The following is a 14722-nucleotide window of genomic DNA, read 5'->3' as shown; positions in this document are numbered from 1 at the left end:
CGGATGGCCGAACGGCCCCCTTTCCTACCCGGACGGGAGGGAAAGGGGGCCGCCAAAGGCCGGATGGTGGGGAATCTCCGGCCCTTAGTGTGCAGCGCCCAGCAATTTCTGCGGCGCGCCGATCAGTTCCACCGGATGCCCGGCCGCACGGCGACGGGATATCCAGTCCTTGAGCAGCTCCGCGCACGTATGGTCGATCGTGGCGAGGCGCGACATGTCGAGCATGACCTTCTTCTCCCGCGGCAGATCATCCAGCGCATCGGACAGCTTGGGCAGGGTGACGAAGGTCGCGCTGCCGGTCAGCCGGACCGCCCTGCCCTCGTCATCGTCATGCGAAGCGACCTTCAGGCGCAGGCGGCGGACATGCGGGATCAGTTCCACCAGCGAAAGACCGATGCCGACCAGAACGCCGGTCAGCAGGTCCTCGACGACGACCAGGATCAGGGTGATCGCCCAGATCGCCGCGGGCAGCACGCCATAATTGCCGAACAGGTGGCGGACATGGGCGATGCTGACCAGGCGCCAGCCGGTCACGACCAGCACGGCGCCGAGCGCCGCCATCGGAATCTCGCGCAGCAGCCAGGGCAGCAGCGCGACGAAGCCGAGGATCCACACACCGTGCAGGATGGTCGACAGCCGCGTGGTCGCACCCGCCTGTACGTTGGCCGAGCTGCGCACGATCACGCCGGTCATCGGCAACGCACCGGCGAAACCGCACAACAGGTTGCCGATGCCCTGGGCCCGGAGTTCCTTGTTGTAGTTGGTACGCACACCGTCATGCATCTTGTCGACTGCTGCTGCGGACAGCAGCGTCTCGGCGCTGGCGATGAACGCGATGGCGAGCGCCGCCACCAGCACCGACGGGTCCATCCACTTGGCGAACAGGTCGGCGCCCGGCAAGGCGATCGCCGCGGTGATCGACTGCGGCACGTCGACGCGGGTCACGTCGAGGCCGAGCGCGAACGCGGTCAACGTACCGGCCATGACGCCCATCAGCGCGCCCGGGACCTGCTTCAGCGCCTTGGGACGGAAGCGCTCCCAGCCGAGCATGACGCCGATGGTCAGCAGGCCGATGGCGAAGGCCCGCTCGACGGCGGAGACGTCGGTCGACAGGCCGAGCAGCCGGCCCGGCATCGCCGCAATGTTGGAAAGGCCGCTCGACAGCGGCTTCGCGTCGAACAGCACATGGAACTGACCGACAACGATCAGCACGCCGATGCCGGCCAGCATGCCGTGCACTACGGCAGGGGAGATGGCGCGGAACCAGCCACCCAGCTTCGCGATGCCAGCGATCACCTGGATGAGGCCGGCGAGAATCAGGATCGGGCCGAGCGCCGACAATCCCTTGTCGCGCACCAGCTCGAACACGATGACGGCAAGGCCGGCGGCGGGGCCACTGACCTGGAGCGGCGATCCCGCAAAGGCGCCGACGATGATGCCGCCGATGATGCCGGTGATCAGGCCCTTTTCAGGCGGCACGCCGGAGGCGACCGCGATGCCCATGCAGAGGGGCATCGCGACCAGGAAAACGACGATCGAGGCCGTGAAGTCGCGCGACAGGACGCTGAACGCCGGCAACTCGAAACCGGCGATCTTCATTCCGCCGCCTCCAGGAGGTCGATGCCGTTGGCGAGACGCTGCGCCGCCGGCAGGGCCACCGGCAGCGGACGATCGTCCCGCACGGTGGTGAAACGGCCGGAAACGCCGTCCAGCGCCAGGATCGCGCCTTCGCGGATGTCGACGAACCAGCCATGCAGCGTCATCTCGCCGCGCGCGATGGTCGAGGCGACCGACGGATGCGTGCGCAGGTGCGCGATCTGGGCGACGACATTTTCCAGCGCGGCTGTGCGAACCCGCTCGGCATCCTCCATATGCGGGTAGCATTCATTGACCACGCTGGCGGCCGCGCTGCCGTGGCGCAGCCATGCGGCCACGTTCGGCATGCGGTCCAGCCCTTCCGGGTTCATCAGTGCCTTCATCGCGCCGCAGTCCGAATGGCCGCAGACGATGATGTCCCGCACGCCGAGAGCCATCACGGCATATTCGACCGTGGAGGAGACACCCCCGGTATGATTGGAAAAGGGTGGGACGATATTGCCGGCATTGCGGCACACGAACAGGTCGCCGGGTCCAGCCTGCATGATCTGCTCTGGCACCACGCGCGAATCAGCGCATGAGATCATCAGGGCCTTCGGGCTCTGCCCGTCATTGACCAACTTTGCGAACAAGGCGCTCTGGTTCGGGAAGACCTGCTTTTCGAAACTGAGGACTCGGCCAATAAGGTCGTTCACTGCTTGGACTCCTGCTGCCGGGCTCCAACATGTCGGGCGCGGCTTAGACAGGATATCTAGGGCGGCAGTTTTGCTGCGACGCCGCATCACTGTAACGAATCATGTCTCCCGAGTGGCAGAATGATTTCAGCCCGCAGGCCGCCCTCCCGCCGGTTCGACAGGCGCAGCGCACCGCACTCATTCTCGATCGCCTTGACCACGATCGGCAGACCGAGCCCGAAGCCGACCGTGTCGCGGCTGCGCGCCGTGTCCAGCCTGACGAACGGTTCCAGCACCGTTTCGAGCGATTCGGCCGGGATGCCGGGCCCGTCGTCATCCACCCAGATGGTGATGTGCTCGCGCCGGCCGGCCAGCGTGATCGTCACCACATTCCCGTGATGGAGCCCGTTCTCGACGAGATTGCCGATCGCCCGGCGCACCGCCGACGGGCGAATGATCGCGTTGAGGTGGTCGGGGCCGACATACCGCACGTCCCGCCCGATATCGGCCGCGTTGTCGGCGATGGTCGCGCACAACACGGCAATGTCGATCAGCGCGGGCTTCTCGGCATCCTGTTCCCCGCCGAGAAAGGCGAGCAACGAGGAGACCATCGCCTCCATCTCCGCGACATCGGCATGGATCGTGTCGCGCAGGTCTGGTTCCGAGACCCGGTCGGCGCGAAGCCGCAGCCGGGCGAGCGGGGTACGCAGGTCGTGGCCGACCGCGGCCAGCGCCTGGGTGCGGTCGACGATCAGCCGGTGGATTCGGGCCTGCATCCGGTTGAACGCGCCGATTACGCGGCGCACCTCGCCCGGGCCGGCCTCTTCCACCTGCGCCTGGTCGGGGCTGCCGAAATTATCCGCGGCATCGGCCAATTGGCGCATCGGCTCGAGGGTCCGGCGGATCAGCAATCCGCCCAGCAACATTGCCGCAATCGCCAGCATCGAGGCGACGAGGATCCGGCTGGGCGAGAAATCGATGTTGGCGACCGGCTTCAGCGTCTGGAAATGCAGCCAGCTGCCATCCGGCAGGGTCACCCCGCCGACCACGACCGAACTGCTGCCGAGGGACACGACCCGGAACCGCAGGTCGGTCGGCGCAAGCGTCGGCTCCCACGCGACGACTTCCTTGCGCATGCTGTCGAGCGAGGGCGCCATCGGGGGAGGCGGTGGACGGCTGCGCTCCCATCCCATCATATAATGGTCGGTCGACAATTCGGCCGCCATGGCTGGCCGCTCGTGCGCCGGCAACTCGGCGACCAGGCGCCGCGCGATCACCAGATGCTCGGCCAGCCGCCGGGCCCGGTCGCCGCTCAGGGAAAAATGGCTCGCGCGCTCATAGAGGATCGTGCTGGCGGTAAACTCGACGATGACGACCAGAAGCAGGATCGCGACGATCCGCCCGAGCAGGCCGATCGACGGGCGCACGAAATGCCTCAACTGCGCGTGACGCCCGTATTCAACATATAGCCGACGCCGCGGACGGTGACGATCGGTGCCGACTTGTCGCCATGCGTCAGCTTGCGCCGCAGCCGGCTGACCAGCACGTCGACGCTCCGGTCGGAACTGTCGGTCATGCGCGTGCGTGACAGTTCGATCAGCCGCTCGCGCGCGATGACACGGCCGGCATGGTCGAGCAGGCTGGTGAGCAGGTCGAACTCGGCGCCGGTCAACTCAACCACGGCGCCCGACGGCGACAGCAGCTCGCGGCGCGGCAGGTTCACGGTCCAGCCGTCGAAGCTGAGCACGCCCTGCTCGCGCTCGCCGCTGCGGCGGTCGAGCGCGCCACGACGCAGCACCGCGCGGACCCGGGCGGCAAGCTCACGTGTGCCGAACGGCTTGGCGAGATAATCGTCCGCGCCCAGCTCGAGCCCGATCACGCGATCCGTCTCGCTGCCCTTGGCGCTGACGAAGATGATCGGCACGTCGCTCGTCTTGCGCAGCTGGCGGCACAGGTCGATGCCGCTGGTGCCCGGCAGCATGATGTCGAGCAGCACCAGGTCGACCGGGCCGGCCTTCAGCGCAAGCCACATCTCCGGCGCGGCCGAGGCCGGGCGGACGATATAGCCCTGTTCCTGCAGCGCCCTGGTGGACAGGGTACGCAGTGCCGGATCGTCTTCGACGAGCAGGATCGTCGGGGCGACTTCGGGGCTTGGGCGTTGATTCATTGCTGTCATGTTGCGGTGCGAGGTAAGTAGGCGTTCCCTGAGGGTCAATCGCTTCGCGGCATGGCGGAGCAGTCAGAAACAATTTGTCACGGACCGGTGCCCGGCCAGCAAAGGGTGTTGGGCTATTGAGCATACTCGCAATTTTTTACGAGGAATAGTCCATGCTCGCACGTACCGCTCTCACTATCGCACTGCTGGGTTCGGCCACCGCAGTGGCAGCCGCTCCGTCGGACGGCCGCAACGCCCCTGCCGCAAAGCACTGCGTTCTGGCGCAGCAGCTTGCGCCGCACGGCAAAGGCGTGATCACCCCGATCGTCAAATGCGAGGCGAAGACGCCGGAGATCGCGCGGAACGACCAGCAGGCCAAGGCACCGGTCGCCCGCAACTAAGCTTCCCAGGTTTCTCCCCTTCCCCTTGCCGCCATGCCGACCAGTCCCCGGCATGGCGGCCTTTTTCTGCTCCGCTTGGGGTCGCATCGAGCGAGGCTCGTTCTCCAGACGTCCTGAGCAGGCCGGCTTTCATCCCGGCGACGTCTGAGCCGCGTCTCGTCCCCGCGCCCGCCGTCACGGTGCGACCAATATCTCCATCAGGCGTTGATTCCCCAGGTACCCCGGCCCCGCCCCTCGCGACCGGGGCCGGCAATCGGGCGGTGCGATACCCGCAGCCGCCCCAAGGGAATGGGCACTGCAACCGGCTTTCCGGGCGGTGCCCGTCGATCGGAGAAGGTGATATGCTCGGCTTTTATGTGGTCCTCGGTGCGGCGGCGGCGATCCTGCTGCTCCTCTGGTACCGCCGCCGTGAGCGGCCCGGCGCCGCTACGGCCGACCATGATCCCCATGGGCACGGCCTTACCGACGAGGCGGCGACCGCGATCGGGGATGTCGCCCGCGACGTTATCGGGCCCGACCGCCGCTGATCTTGGCCACAACGCGAAAGCCCCGCCGGCAATGCCGACGGGGCCTTTCTCCTGACCGATACCTGGATCAGCGGCAGCGAACGTCGCTGTTGCTCTGGTCGATCGACTTGCCGGCCAGCGCGCCAAGTGCACCGCCGATCAGCGTACCGGCCACGCGGTTGTGCCCGCCATCGATGACGTTGCCGAGCACGCCGCCGCCGATCGCGCCGATGATCAGGCCGGTCGTGCCGTCGTTGCGCTTGCAATAATAGCGCCCGTCCGACCCGCGATAGACCTCATCGTTCGACGACAGGCGACGCTCGGTATAGCGGGGATCGTCACGGTAATGGCGCGAGGCGTCGTAATCGGTCGCGAAGCGGCGATCGTCGTCACGGCCGGCGATCGGTCCACGGTCATTATCCCGGCCATTCTGATAGCCGTCGCGGTTCCGGTAACCGTTCTGATATCCGTCCCGGTCGTTCTGGCGAGCCCAGCGGAGCGACCGGCTCAGATCGTCGAGCCGGTTGAGGATCATCTCGCGGCGTGGCGGCGTCAGCCGACCACGGTTCAGGTCGGTGCGGATGCCATTGAGCTGGGATTGCGCCCGCCGCGCTTCGCCCCGGTCGATGCTGCGATCAGCCACGCCGCGATCGATCCGCTGCTGCAGGAACGTGATGCGCTCGCGTGGGCCGGCCGGCGCGCCGCGCCAGAATGCGTCGCGGTCCCAGCCGGAGCTGCTGCTGTTGCCGCGCCAGTCCTGCCCCTGCTGTGCCGCCAACGGCGTGCTGCCGATCGCTGCAAGCGCAATAGCGCTGCACAAGGTGATGATCTTCATAGTCCTGCTCCTGAGGCCAATCGTTCGATACGATTGCGCAACTAAACGTCTTGGGGTCCAATAAGTGCCATTCCGGTCCGATTTATATCTCTCCCCAAATGTTCGTATGGTGGGCGCGGTCGGCCAATCGGCCTAGAGCCCGTCGCATGACGATTCACGCAGCAGAAGCGATCAGGCCCGCCGAGGCGGGGCTCAGCCGCAGCCTCACCTTCGCCATGGCGGTGGCGGCGGGCCTCGCCGTCGCCAACATCTATTACAACCAGCCGATGCTCGGCGTCATCGAACGCGACCTGCCCGGCCCCGCCGCCGCGATGATCCCGACCGCGACCCAGCTCGGTTACGCCCTGGGGCTGTTCCTGCTGGTCCCGCTCGGCGACCTGGTAGAGCGCAAGCGCCTGATCGTGATCCAGTTCGTGGCGCTGGCCGGCGCACTGGCGCTGGCGGCCGTGGCGCCGAGCGCCGGGCTGATCGTCGCCGCCTCGCTGCTGGTCGGCGCCATCTCGTCCGTCGCGCAGCAGATCGTGCCCCTCGCCGCCCACCTTGCCTCGCCCGACCGGCGCGGCGCGGTCGTCGGAACGGTTATGTCGGGCCTGCTCTGTGGCATCCTGCTCAGCCGTACCCTGTCGGGCTTCGTCGCGGCCCATGCCGGCTGGCGGGAAATGTTCTGGCTCGGTGTCCCGATCGCGCTCGTCGCGGGCGGCTGGATGGCGGCCAAGCTGCCTCGCAGCGAACCGGCCGGCGGCCTCCATTACGGCCAGCTGATCTGGTCGCTGGTGGGCCTGTGGCGTGAATTCGGCGCGCTCCGCCTAGCCGCGATCACTCAGGCGTTGCTGTTCGGTGCCTTCAGCGCCTTTTGGAGCATCCTCGCCCTCCGCCTGCAGGAGCCGCGTTTCGGGCTGGGGGCCGATGTCGCCGGGCTGTTCGGGGTCGTCGGGGCGGTCGGCGTTCTTGCCGCGCCGGTCGCAGGTCGCATCGCGGACCGGCACGGGCCGCACCGGGTGATCGCGCTGGGCGCGGTGCTCGCCCTGTTGTCCTGGGTGATTTTCGGCCTGTGGCAGTCCGTGGCCGGCATGATCGTCGGCGTGCTGCTGTTCGACTTCGGCGTACAAAGCGCGATCGTGTCGAACCAGCATGTCGTCTACGCGCTCCGCCCGGAGGCCCGGTCCCGCCTCAACACGATCTTCATGGGCATCATGTTCCTGGGCGGCGCGGTTGGGTCCGCCGGTGCCTCCTGGGCCTGGACTCATGGCGGCTGGGGCGCTGTCGCGATCCTGGGCATCGTCTTTGCCGGCATCGCGACCCTGTTGCAGATCGCCAGTCTTTTGCGGAAACACTGATCGGGCAGTCGCCCCTCCTGGAAAGGCCAGCCATGATCCTCCACGAAGACGTCTTCACCGAGCCGACCGACGTCGATCCCGACACCCTCGCCAATCTCGGCCCGCTGCGGCGGCTCGCGGGGCGCTGGCACGCGCGCAAGGGCATCGACCTGAATCCAAAGGCAGATGGCCCGGAGCGCCGCGTCTTCATCGAACGCATCGACTTCGATCCGATCGACCCGCAGGCGAACGGGCCGCAGCTCCTCTACGGCCTGCGCTACCATATCCACATCACCACCGAGGAAGAGGACATCACCTTCCACGATCAGGTCGGCTATTGGCTGTGGGAGCCGGCAACGGGCATGGTGCTTCAGACCGTCGCGATCCCGCGCGGCCAGGTCGCCCTCGCCTCGGGCCAATCGACGCCCGACGCCGACAGCATCGTGGTGACGTCGGAGCGCGGCCAGACCGAGAACGGCATCTGCTCCACCGCCTTTCTCGAATATGCCTTCAGGACCGACAGCTACCGGATCGAGATCACCTTCAATCCCGACGGGACCTTCAGCTACGCCACCGACACGGTCCTCATGGTGCACGGCCGTACCGAGCCCTTTGCCCACCGCGACGAGAATACGCTGCGGAAAGTGGGCGAGCCGAAGCTCAATCCGCTGGCGGCGCTCCTCGCGAGGCGGGCCGCGCACAAGGCGCCCTGACGCCGCGATTGACTTCCGCCCCTCCAGCCGCAGGATGTGCGCCGTCCAGCCACGGAGACGCTCGTGCATCATCTGAAATCCGCCTGCGCCATCGCCGCCCTTTTACTCGGTGGGGCCGCTCCCCTCGTTGCAGGCCGCCCTCAGGCGGCCCCAGCCGCCGCCCAGTCGCCCTATATCCTGCAGGAGGTGATGGTGCCGATGCGCGACGGCGCGAAGATGCAGACGGTCATCCTGCGCCCGCGCAACCAGACGGGCCCGTTGCCGATCCTGTTCTCCCGCACGCCCTACGGCCTGAACCTCAACGCCCCGGCCTCGGTGCCGAAGCAGTGGGAAGCGCTCGATAGGGACGGCTATATCTTCGTGTCGCAGTCGATGCGCGGCCGCTTCAAGTCGGACGGCGTTTTTACCCTGTCCACCGCCGTTCACCCCAACGATCCCAAGGCGATCGACGAAGCGACCGACGCCTATGACGCGATCGACTGGCTGGTGAAGAACGTGCCGAACAACAATGGCAAGGTCGGCATGTTCGGCGTCTCCTATCCCGGCTTCGCCGCCGCGGTCGCGCTTGCCCACCCCCATCCCGCGCTGAAGGCGGTCAGCCCCCAGGCTGCCTGGATCGATTACTGGAAGAGCGACGACCTCCACCGCAACGGCGCGCTCCGCCTCAGCTATGCGACCGACTGGGTCTCCTCGCTCCAACTCGACAAGAACGACAACAAGACGTTCGAATACGACACCTATGACACCTACGACTGGTTCCTGAAGCTCGGCCCGGTCGAGAATCTCGACAAGCACTATTTCAAGGGCCGGGTGCCGATGTTCACCGCGCTGCTCGACCACCCCAATCACGACAGTTTCTATACCGGTCAGCGCTGGAGCGACACGCTCGGCAAGGCGACGGTGCCGACACTGAACGTCGCYGGCTATTGGGACCAGGAGGATCCCTGGGGCTCCTGGCAGATTTATTTCAAGCAGAAGCAGAATGATCCCGACGGGCTGGTGTCGATGGTCTCCGGACCCTGGGCACACGGTACCTGGCGTACGCCGAACGAGAGCCTCGGCCCGATCCCGTACGGCGTGCCGAGCGGCCAGCAATTCCTCGAACAGATCGAGGCGCCCTTCTTCGCCTATTGGCTGCACGGCAAGGGCAAGCGCCCCGAGGCCTCGGTAAAGAGCTTCCAGAGCGGCAGCTGGACGTGGAAGGACTATAAGAGCTGGCCGGCGCCCGGCGCCACGGCGAAGGACCTGTTCCTCCATGCCGACGGCTCATTGTCCTTCACCGCCCCGGCGGCGAGCGAGGCATGTCGCGACTATGTGTCCGACCCGGCGAACCCGGTGCCGTTCCGCCAGCGGCCGATGTCGGGTACCTATCTCAGCCCGGACTGGCGCTGGTGGGAGGCAGCGGATCAGCGCTTCCTCGGCGGCCGTCCCGACGTGCTCAGCTATATGACCGCACCGCTGACGGAGAACCTCACCGTCACCGGCACCGTCGCGGCGACGCTGATGGCGTCGACCAGCGGCACCGACAGCGATTTCGTGGTCAAGCTGATCGACGTCTTCCCCGACACCTATGCGAAGGCGCCGGAGCCGTTGCAGGTCGGCGATTATGCGAAGTCCCTAAACGGCTATCAGCTGCCGATTGCGATGGACGTGCGCCGCGGCCGTTTCCTCGCCAGCGACACCGCGCCCCAGGCGCTGGTGCCGGGCAAGGTGGTGGCATGGGACGTGCCGCTGCACGAGCGCGACCATGTCTTCCTGAAAGGCCATCGGATCATGGTTCAGGTCCAGTCGAGCTGGTTCCCGATGCTCGACCGCAACCCGCAGAAGTTCGTGCCGAACATCATGCGCGCCAGCGCGGAGGATTTCGTGAAGGCGACCCAGAAGGTGTGCGCCGGATCGAAGGTGACCCTGCCGGTGATGTAAAAATTCCTCCCCGAGCTTGCTCGGGGAGGGGGACCGCGCGCTTCTTCAGCGCGTGGTGGAGGGGCTTGGAGCGCGGGGCAGTCGTTCCGCGCTCCAGGCCCCTCCACCATTTGCAGAAGATGCAAATGGTCCCCCTCCCCGTTCCGGGGAGGAATTAGCTCAATTCTTCAGCCGCCAGCCAGTCTTGAAAATCCATCCGACCAGCACGAGGCACGCCACCAGGAACAGCGCCGTCACGCCCAGGCTCAGCGCCACGCTCACATCGCCCTTGTCGAAGAACGCCCAGCGGAAGCCGCTGACCAGATAGACGACCGGATTGAACAGGCTGATCGTGCGCCACGGCTCCGGCAGCATGTCGATCGAATAGAAGGACCCGCCAAGAAAGGTCAGCGGGGTGATCAGCAGCGCGGGGATGAACGAAAGCTGCTCGAACCCCTTCGCCCAGATACCGATGATGAAGCCGAACAGGCTGAAGGTCACGCTGGTCAGGATCAGGAAGACCAGCATCTCGATCGGGTGTGCGATCTGCAGCGGCACGAAAAAGGCCGCCGTCGCGAGGATGATCAGCCCGAGTACGATCGACTTTGTCGCCGCCGCGCCGACATAGGCTACCACCATCTCCATCGGCGAGACGGGCGCGGACAGCAGTTCGTACATGGTGCCGGTGAATTTGGGGAAGTAGATGCCGATCGACGCATTGGAGATGCTCTGGGTCAGCAGCGTCAGCATGATCAGGCCCGGCACGATGAAGCTGCCGTAACCGACCCCGCCGACCTCCTGCATGCGCGACCCGATCGCCCCGCCGAACACAACGAAATAGAGCGAGGTGGTGATGACGGGGGTGACGAGGCTCTGCCACAGGGTGCGGAGCGCACGCGCCATTTCGAAGCGATAGATCGCCCAGATGCCGTGCGTGTTGATCGCCGGCGCGCGCGAGCGCGAGTCTTCGGATGCTGCGCTCATGCCGCCTTCTCCACCGGCTTGTGTTCGACAAGGTCGACGAAGATGTCCTCAAGCGAGCTCTTGTGGGTCTCGAGATCCTTGTAGCCGATGCCGAGCTCAGCCAGCTTGCCCAGCAATGCCGGAATATGCTCGTCCTCGGCATTGAAGCTGTAGGCCAGCGTAGCGCCCTCATCGGCCAGCTCGACCTGCCATTCGCCCAGCGCCGCCGGGACGCTGGTCATCGGCTCCTGAAGCGAGATCAGCATCTGGCGCTTGCCCAGCCGTTTCATCAGTTCGGCCTTCTCCTCGACCAGGATGATCCTGCCCTTGTCGATCACGCCGACCCGGTCGGCCATCTCCTCCGCCTCGTCGATATAATGGGTGGTGAGGATGATCGTCGTGCCCTTTTCGCGCAGCCGGTGGATGAGCTTCCACATGTCGCGCCGCAGGGACACGTCGACACCCGCCGTCGGCTCGTCGAGGAACAGGATGTCGGGCTCATGGCTCAGCGCCTTGGCGATCAGAACCCGGCGCTTCATGCCGCCCGAAAGCTCCATGATCTTCGACTTGCGCTTGTCCCATAGCGAGAGGTCGCGCAGCACCTGCTCGATATAGTCGTCATGCCCCGGCCGGCCGAACAGCCGGCGGCTGAATCGCACCGTGGCCAGCACCGTCTCGAACATGTCGACCGACAGTTCCTGCGGCACCAGCCCGATCAGCCGGCGTGCCGCGCGATAGTCGGTCAGCGCGTCATGTCCCATCACCGTGACGGTGCCGGAGGACGGCGTGACGATCCCGCAGATGATGCTGATCAGCGTGGTCTTGCCCGCACCATTCGGCCCGAGCAGCGCGAAGATTTCGCCCTTCCTGATATCGAGATCGACGGGCTCGAGCGCACGATGGCCGGACGCATAAGTCTTGGAGATGCCCTTGACGGACAGGATGGTTTCCATGGAGCCCCTTTTCGTTGGCGCACAAATAAGGATGCAGCCAACGCGGAACAACCACAGCGGGAAAACTCAGCTCCTGGCGCGCGCCTCCGCCACCGCTTTCTGCAACTCCTCCAGCGTCAGGACCGAGGAGACGACCTGATTGCCGATCACGAAGCTCGGCGTGCCGGTCATGCCAAGCTGCCGCATCACCTGCAGGTTGGAGGCGATCTCCGCCTCGGCGCGGGGCGCGAAGGCGGCGGCGCGCTGCATGTCGACACCGGCCTTTTGCGCCGCCGCGGTCATGCTCTCCGGCGTCACCGGCCCGGCGGCATAGAGCGCGTCGTGGAACGCGGTGAACTTGCCCTGGTCGGCAGCAGCGAGGCTCAGCTTGGCTGCCGCGGCGCTCGTCTCGGCCAGGATCGGCAACTCGCGATAGACCACTTTCACCTTGGGGTCGGACGCGATCAGTTGCGCGACATTGGGCAGGCTGGCGCGGCAATAGCCGCAATTATAATCGAAATATTCGACGACGGTGACGTCGCCATTGGGATTGCCGGCCCAGGCGCTGCCGAACGGCTTGAGGATCGCGCTCGCATTGGCGTCGATCACCTTGCCCGCCTCGCGCTCGCGCAGGCGCTGCATCGCCTCGGGAATGATCTCGGGATGGGCGAGCACATAGTCGCGCACGACACGCTCGACCCGGGCCTGGTCGGCACTGCCGAGCGACGACGGCGTGCCACGCTGGACAAGCCAGAACGCCCCCGCGCCGAACACTGCGGCGATCAGCACCAGCGCGGCGAGCGCCAGTGGATTTTTGGAAAGGCGTTCGATCATCGGCGCTTATACTTCTTTGGGTTGTCGTCCATTTCGTTCTGCGCCGTCATCGCGATATCCTGCGCCCTGATCCAGTCGCTCGTATTGGGCGGGATGCCCTGCATCGCGCCACGCGCCGTATAGGCGGCGGTGCGGACATCGCCGGTCAGGCTCGCCTGCTCGGCGGTCGCGAGCAACGCGCGCGGCTCGTCGCCGGTGCGCGAATAGGCGGTGCCGAGCTGATACCAGGCAAAGGGATTGTCGTCGTCGCGCGCCACTGCCTGGCGCAGCACCTTGATCGCCTCGGGATAGTTCGTCTTGTCATCGGTCGCGATCAGCGCGTGACCGAAGGTGGTCGCGATCAGCGGCGCATTGTTCGACCGCTCGGTCGCCTCGCGCAACGGCCCGAGCGCTTCGCCCGGCTTGCCCGCCTCGAGCAGGATCTGGCCTTTGATTTCAAGGAAATAGGGGTCGTGCGGCAGCGCCTTCACCAGTGCCTGCGCCTCCATATCCGCCTTGTCCGGATAGCCCGCCTTATGCCAGGCATAGGCGCGCGCATAATGCGCGTAGATCGACTGGTCGCTTTCCGGGAAGCTGTTCAGCGTCTGCTGATAGGGGGCGACATAGCCCTGCAGCTTCGCCTTCACCCGCTTGAACCGATCCTCGAGCGCCCGGTCGTTCGGCTTGTTCCAGGCAGGCGACGCCATGACGTCGGCCGTCAGATTGGCGACGCGCGCGCCGCTCAGCGGGTGGCTCTGCGCGAACGGATCGATATTGGACAGGCCATAGGCATATTCCTCATTCTGCAGCTTCTTGAAGAAGCTCAGCATGCCGCGCCCGCTGACACCGCCCTCGCGCAGGAACTTCGCCCCCGTCGCATCCGCCGTCGCTTCCTGAACGCGGGTGAAGGCCAGGAACTTGCCCATCGCCGCGGTCTGCCCGGCGGCCATGATCCCGGCGCCCGCATCGCCCGCGCCGGCCGCCATCGCGGCGATGCCCAGCACCATGCTCAGGATGGTGATGCCGAGCGCCGGCTTGGTCCCGGCGTCCTGCAGGATGACATGCCCGTCGGCGATATGGCCAAGCTCGTGCGCAATGACGCCCTGCACCTCGTTGGCATTGTCCGCCGCCTTGAGCAGGCCCGAATGGACATAGACGGTCTGGCCGCCGACCACGAACGCATTGATCGAATCGTCGTTGATCAGGACGACGCGGACCGTGTTGGGCGACAGCCCCGCCGCGACGATCATCGGACGCGACATATCGGCGAACAGCGCCTCGGTCTCCGCGTCGCGCAGGATCGACTGCGCAACCGCGGGCTGAGCCCAGAGCAGGATGGAAACCGCGAACAACGCGATGAGCCGCTTCATGGCCGACATATCGCCGAGAAATCCCTCACAGGCAATTGACGTGACGGCAACCATTGCCGTTCGCGGGGTGAATGGCGGGTGAAGGCGGCATTCTCCATATCTCTACCCCATCACTCCAGGTCTCCATTCCGTCACGCCGGACTTGTTCCCAGCTACTTGTTCCCCGGCGAAGGCCCTAGGACGTTCACACATCTTGCGGTTCGGTGTTCGATCTGATTCCGTTGAGGGGTTTGATCGGAGGGCAAGTGATGAAGTCAGGGCTGGGCTGTTTTGGGGACCTGCGCCTTCAAAAAGGGGGGCGTTTTTGCTTGGTCGGTTGGTGGGCACCGGCGCGGCGCGGGTACGGGTACGCTCGCTTGGTGGGAGCCGTGCTGGAGAGATGCGGATTACGCGTTTTTTGCGCAACGCGCGCGTGACGTCGTCGGAGATGATCGGGTCGGCACGCGAGGGTACGCAGGAGAGGGTTTCTGGTCGGCGCATCCTTGCCATCCAGGACACGACCACGCTGCGCGACGATGGGGACCGGGCCAGTATAGCGCTGCACAC

At 66.0% G+C, this 14722-nt stretch carries 14 protein-coding genes; 5 read left to right on the top strand and 9 right to left on the bottom strand.

What is annotated here, in order from left to right; translation table 11 throughout:
* Positions 1–84 precede the first annotated feature (84 nt).
* From AC1DT7_RS20645 to AC1DT7_RS20630, 4 genes are all read right to left on the bottom strand, one after another.
* A complete protein-coding gene (locus tag AC1DT7_RS20645) occupies positions 85–1599 on the bottom strand; it encodes a SulP family inorganic anion transporter (RefSeq protein ID WP_478038062.1) in 1515 nt (504 codons plus the stop codon).
* Positions 1596–2291: a carbonic anhydrase gene (locus tag AC1DT7_RS20640; RefSeq protein WP_478038061.1), complete on the bottom strand. Its 696-nt coding sequence runs from the start codon at positions 2289–2291 to the stop codon at positions 1596–1598. Before AC1DT7_RS20640 ends, AC1DT7_RS20645 begins: the two co-directional genes overlap by 4 nt.
* Positions 2292–2377: 86 nt before the next feature.
* The gene (locus tag AC1DT7_RS20635) at positions 2378–3709 is read right to left on the bottom strand and encodes an ATP-binding protein (protein WP_478038060.1); all 1332 of its coding nucleotides are present in this window, start codon (positions 3707–3709) and stop codon (positions 2378–2380) included.
* The gene (locus AC1DT7_RS20630; protein ID WP_478038059.1) at positions 3706–4437 is read right to left on the bottom strand and encodes a response regulator; all 732 of its coding nucleotides are present in this window, start codon (positions 4435–4437) and stop codon (positions 3706–3708) included. The genes AC1DT7_RS20635 and AC1DT7_RS20630 overlap by 4 nt, the downstream gene beginning before the upstream one ends.
* Before the next feature lie 161 nt (positions 4438–4598).
* On the opposite strand from AC1DT7_RS20630, the gene AC1DT7_RS20625 reads away from it, so the two are divergent.
* Both AC1DT7_RS20625 and AC1DT7_RS20620 read left to right on the top strand, forming a co-directional pair.
* Positions 4599–4826: a hypothetical protein gene (locus AC1DT7_RS20625; RefSeq protein ID WP_478038058.1), complete on the top strand. Its 228-nt coding sequence runs from the start codon at positions 4599–4601 to the stop codon at positions 4824–4826.
* A 341-nt stretch (positions 4827–5167) separates the two neighbouring features.
* Entirely contained in the window at positions 5168–5353 is a 186-nt protein-coding gene (locus tag AC1DT7_RS20620) for a hypothetical protein (RefSeq protein WP_478038057.1), read from the top strand.
* Between the two features lie 67 nt (positions 5354–5420).
* Here AC1DT7_RS20620 and AC1DT7_RS20615 read toward each other — a convergent pair whose 3' ends face one another.
* Positions 5421–6167 carry a glycine zipper 2TM domain-containing protein gene (locus tag AC1DT7_RS20615; RefSeq protein ID WP_478038056.1) on the bottom strand — a complete coding sequence of 249 codons (747 nt, stop codon included), beginning with the start codon at positions 6165–6167 and terminating at the stop codon, positions 5421–5423.
* Positions 6168–6313: 146 nt separating this feature from the next.
* On the opposite strand from AC1DT7_RS20615, the gene AC1DT7_RS20610 reads away from it, so the two are divergent.
* The 3 genes from AC1DT7_RS20610 (at position 6314) to AC1DT7_RS20600 (ending at position 10119) form a co-directional block, all read left to right on the top strand.
* Positions 6314–7504, top strand: coding sequence for an MFS transporter (locus AC1DT7_RS20610; RefSeq protein ID WP_478038055.1), 1191 nt, complete (start codon positions 6314–6316; stop codon positions 7502–7504).
* Between the two features lie 32 nt (positions 7505–7536).
* Positions 7537–8196, top strand: a complete 660-nt coding sequence (locus AC1DT7_RS20605) for an FABP family protein (RefSeq protein ID WP_478038054.1) — start codon at positions 7537–7539, stop codon at positions 8194–8196.
* Positions 8197–8259: 63 nt separating this feature from the next.
* Positions 8260–10119 carry a CocE/NonD family hydrolase gene (locus AC1DT7_RS20600; protein ID WP_478038053.1) on the top strand — a complete coding sequence of 620 codons (1860 nt, stop codon included), beginning with the start codon at positions 8260–8262 and terminating at the stop codon, positions 10117–10119.
* 159 nt (positions 10120–10278) lie between these two features.
* Here the strand turns inward: AC1DT7_RS20600 and AC1DT7_RS20595 are convergent, their stop codons facing one another.
* The 4 genes from AC1DT7_RS20595 to AC1DT7_RS20580 form a co-directional block, all read right to left on the bottom strand.
* A complete protein-coding gene (locus tag AC1DT7_RS20595) occupies positions 10279–11082 on the bottom strand; it encodes an ABC transporter permease (RefSeq protein WP_478038052.1) in 804 nt (267 codons plus the stop codon).
* A complete protein-coding gene (locus tag AC1DT7_RS20590; RefSeq protein WP_478038051.1) occupies positions 11079–12014 on the bottom strand; it encodes an ABC transporter ATP-binding protein in 936 nt (311 codons plus the stop codon). Before AC1DT7_RS20590 ends, AC1DT7_RS20595 begins: the two co-directional genes overlap by 4 nt.
* 66 nt (positions 12015–12080) lie before the next feature.
* Positions 12081–12827 (bottom strand): DsbA family protein, encoded by a 747-nt coding sequence (locus tag AC1DT7_RS20585; RefSeq protein ID WP_478038050.1) that lies wholly within the window; start codon positions 12825–12827, stop codon positions 12081–12083.
* Positions 12824–14176, bottom strand: coding sequence for a M48 family metalloprotease (locus AC1DT7_RS20580; RefSeq protein WP_478038049.1), 1353 nt, complete (start codon positions 14174–14176; stop codon positions 12824–12826). Before AC1DT7_RS20580 ends, AC1DT7_RS20585 begins: the two co-directional genes overlap by 4 nt.
* Positions 14177–14722: the final 546 nt, after the last annotated feature.

The sequence above is a fragment of the Sphingomonas sp. P3_C6 genome (assembly GCF_056402595.1).
The sequence above is the reverse complement of the archived record's forward strand: the minus strand, read 5'-3'. Positions and strand labels throughout refer to the sequence as shown.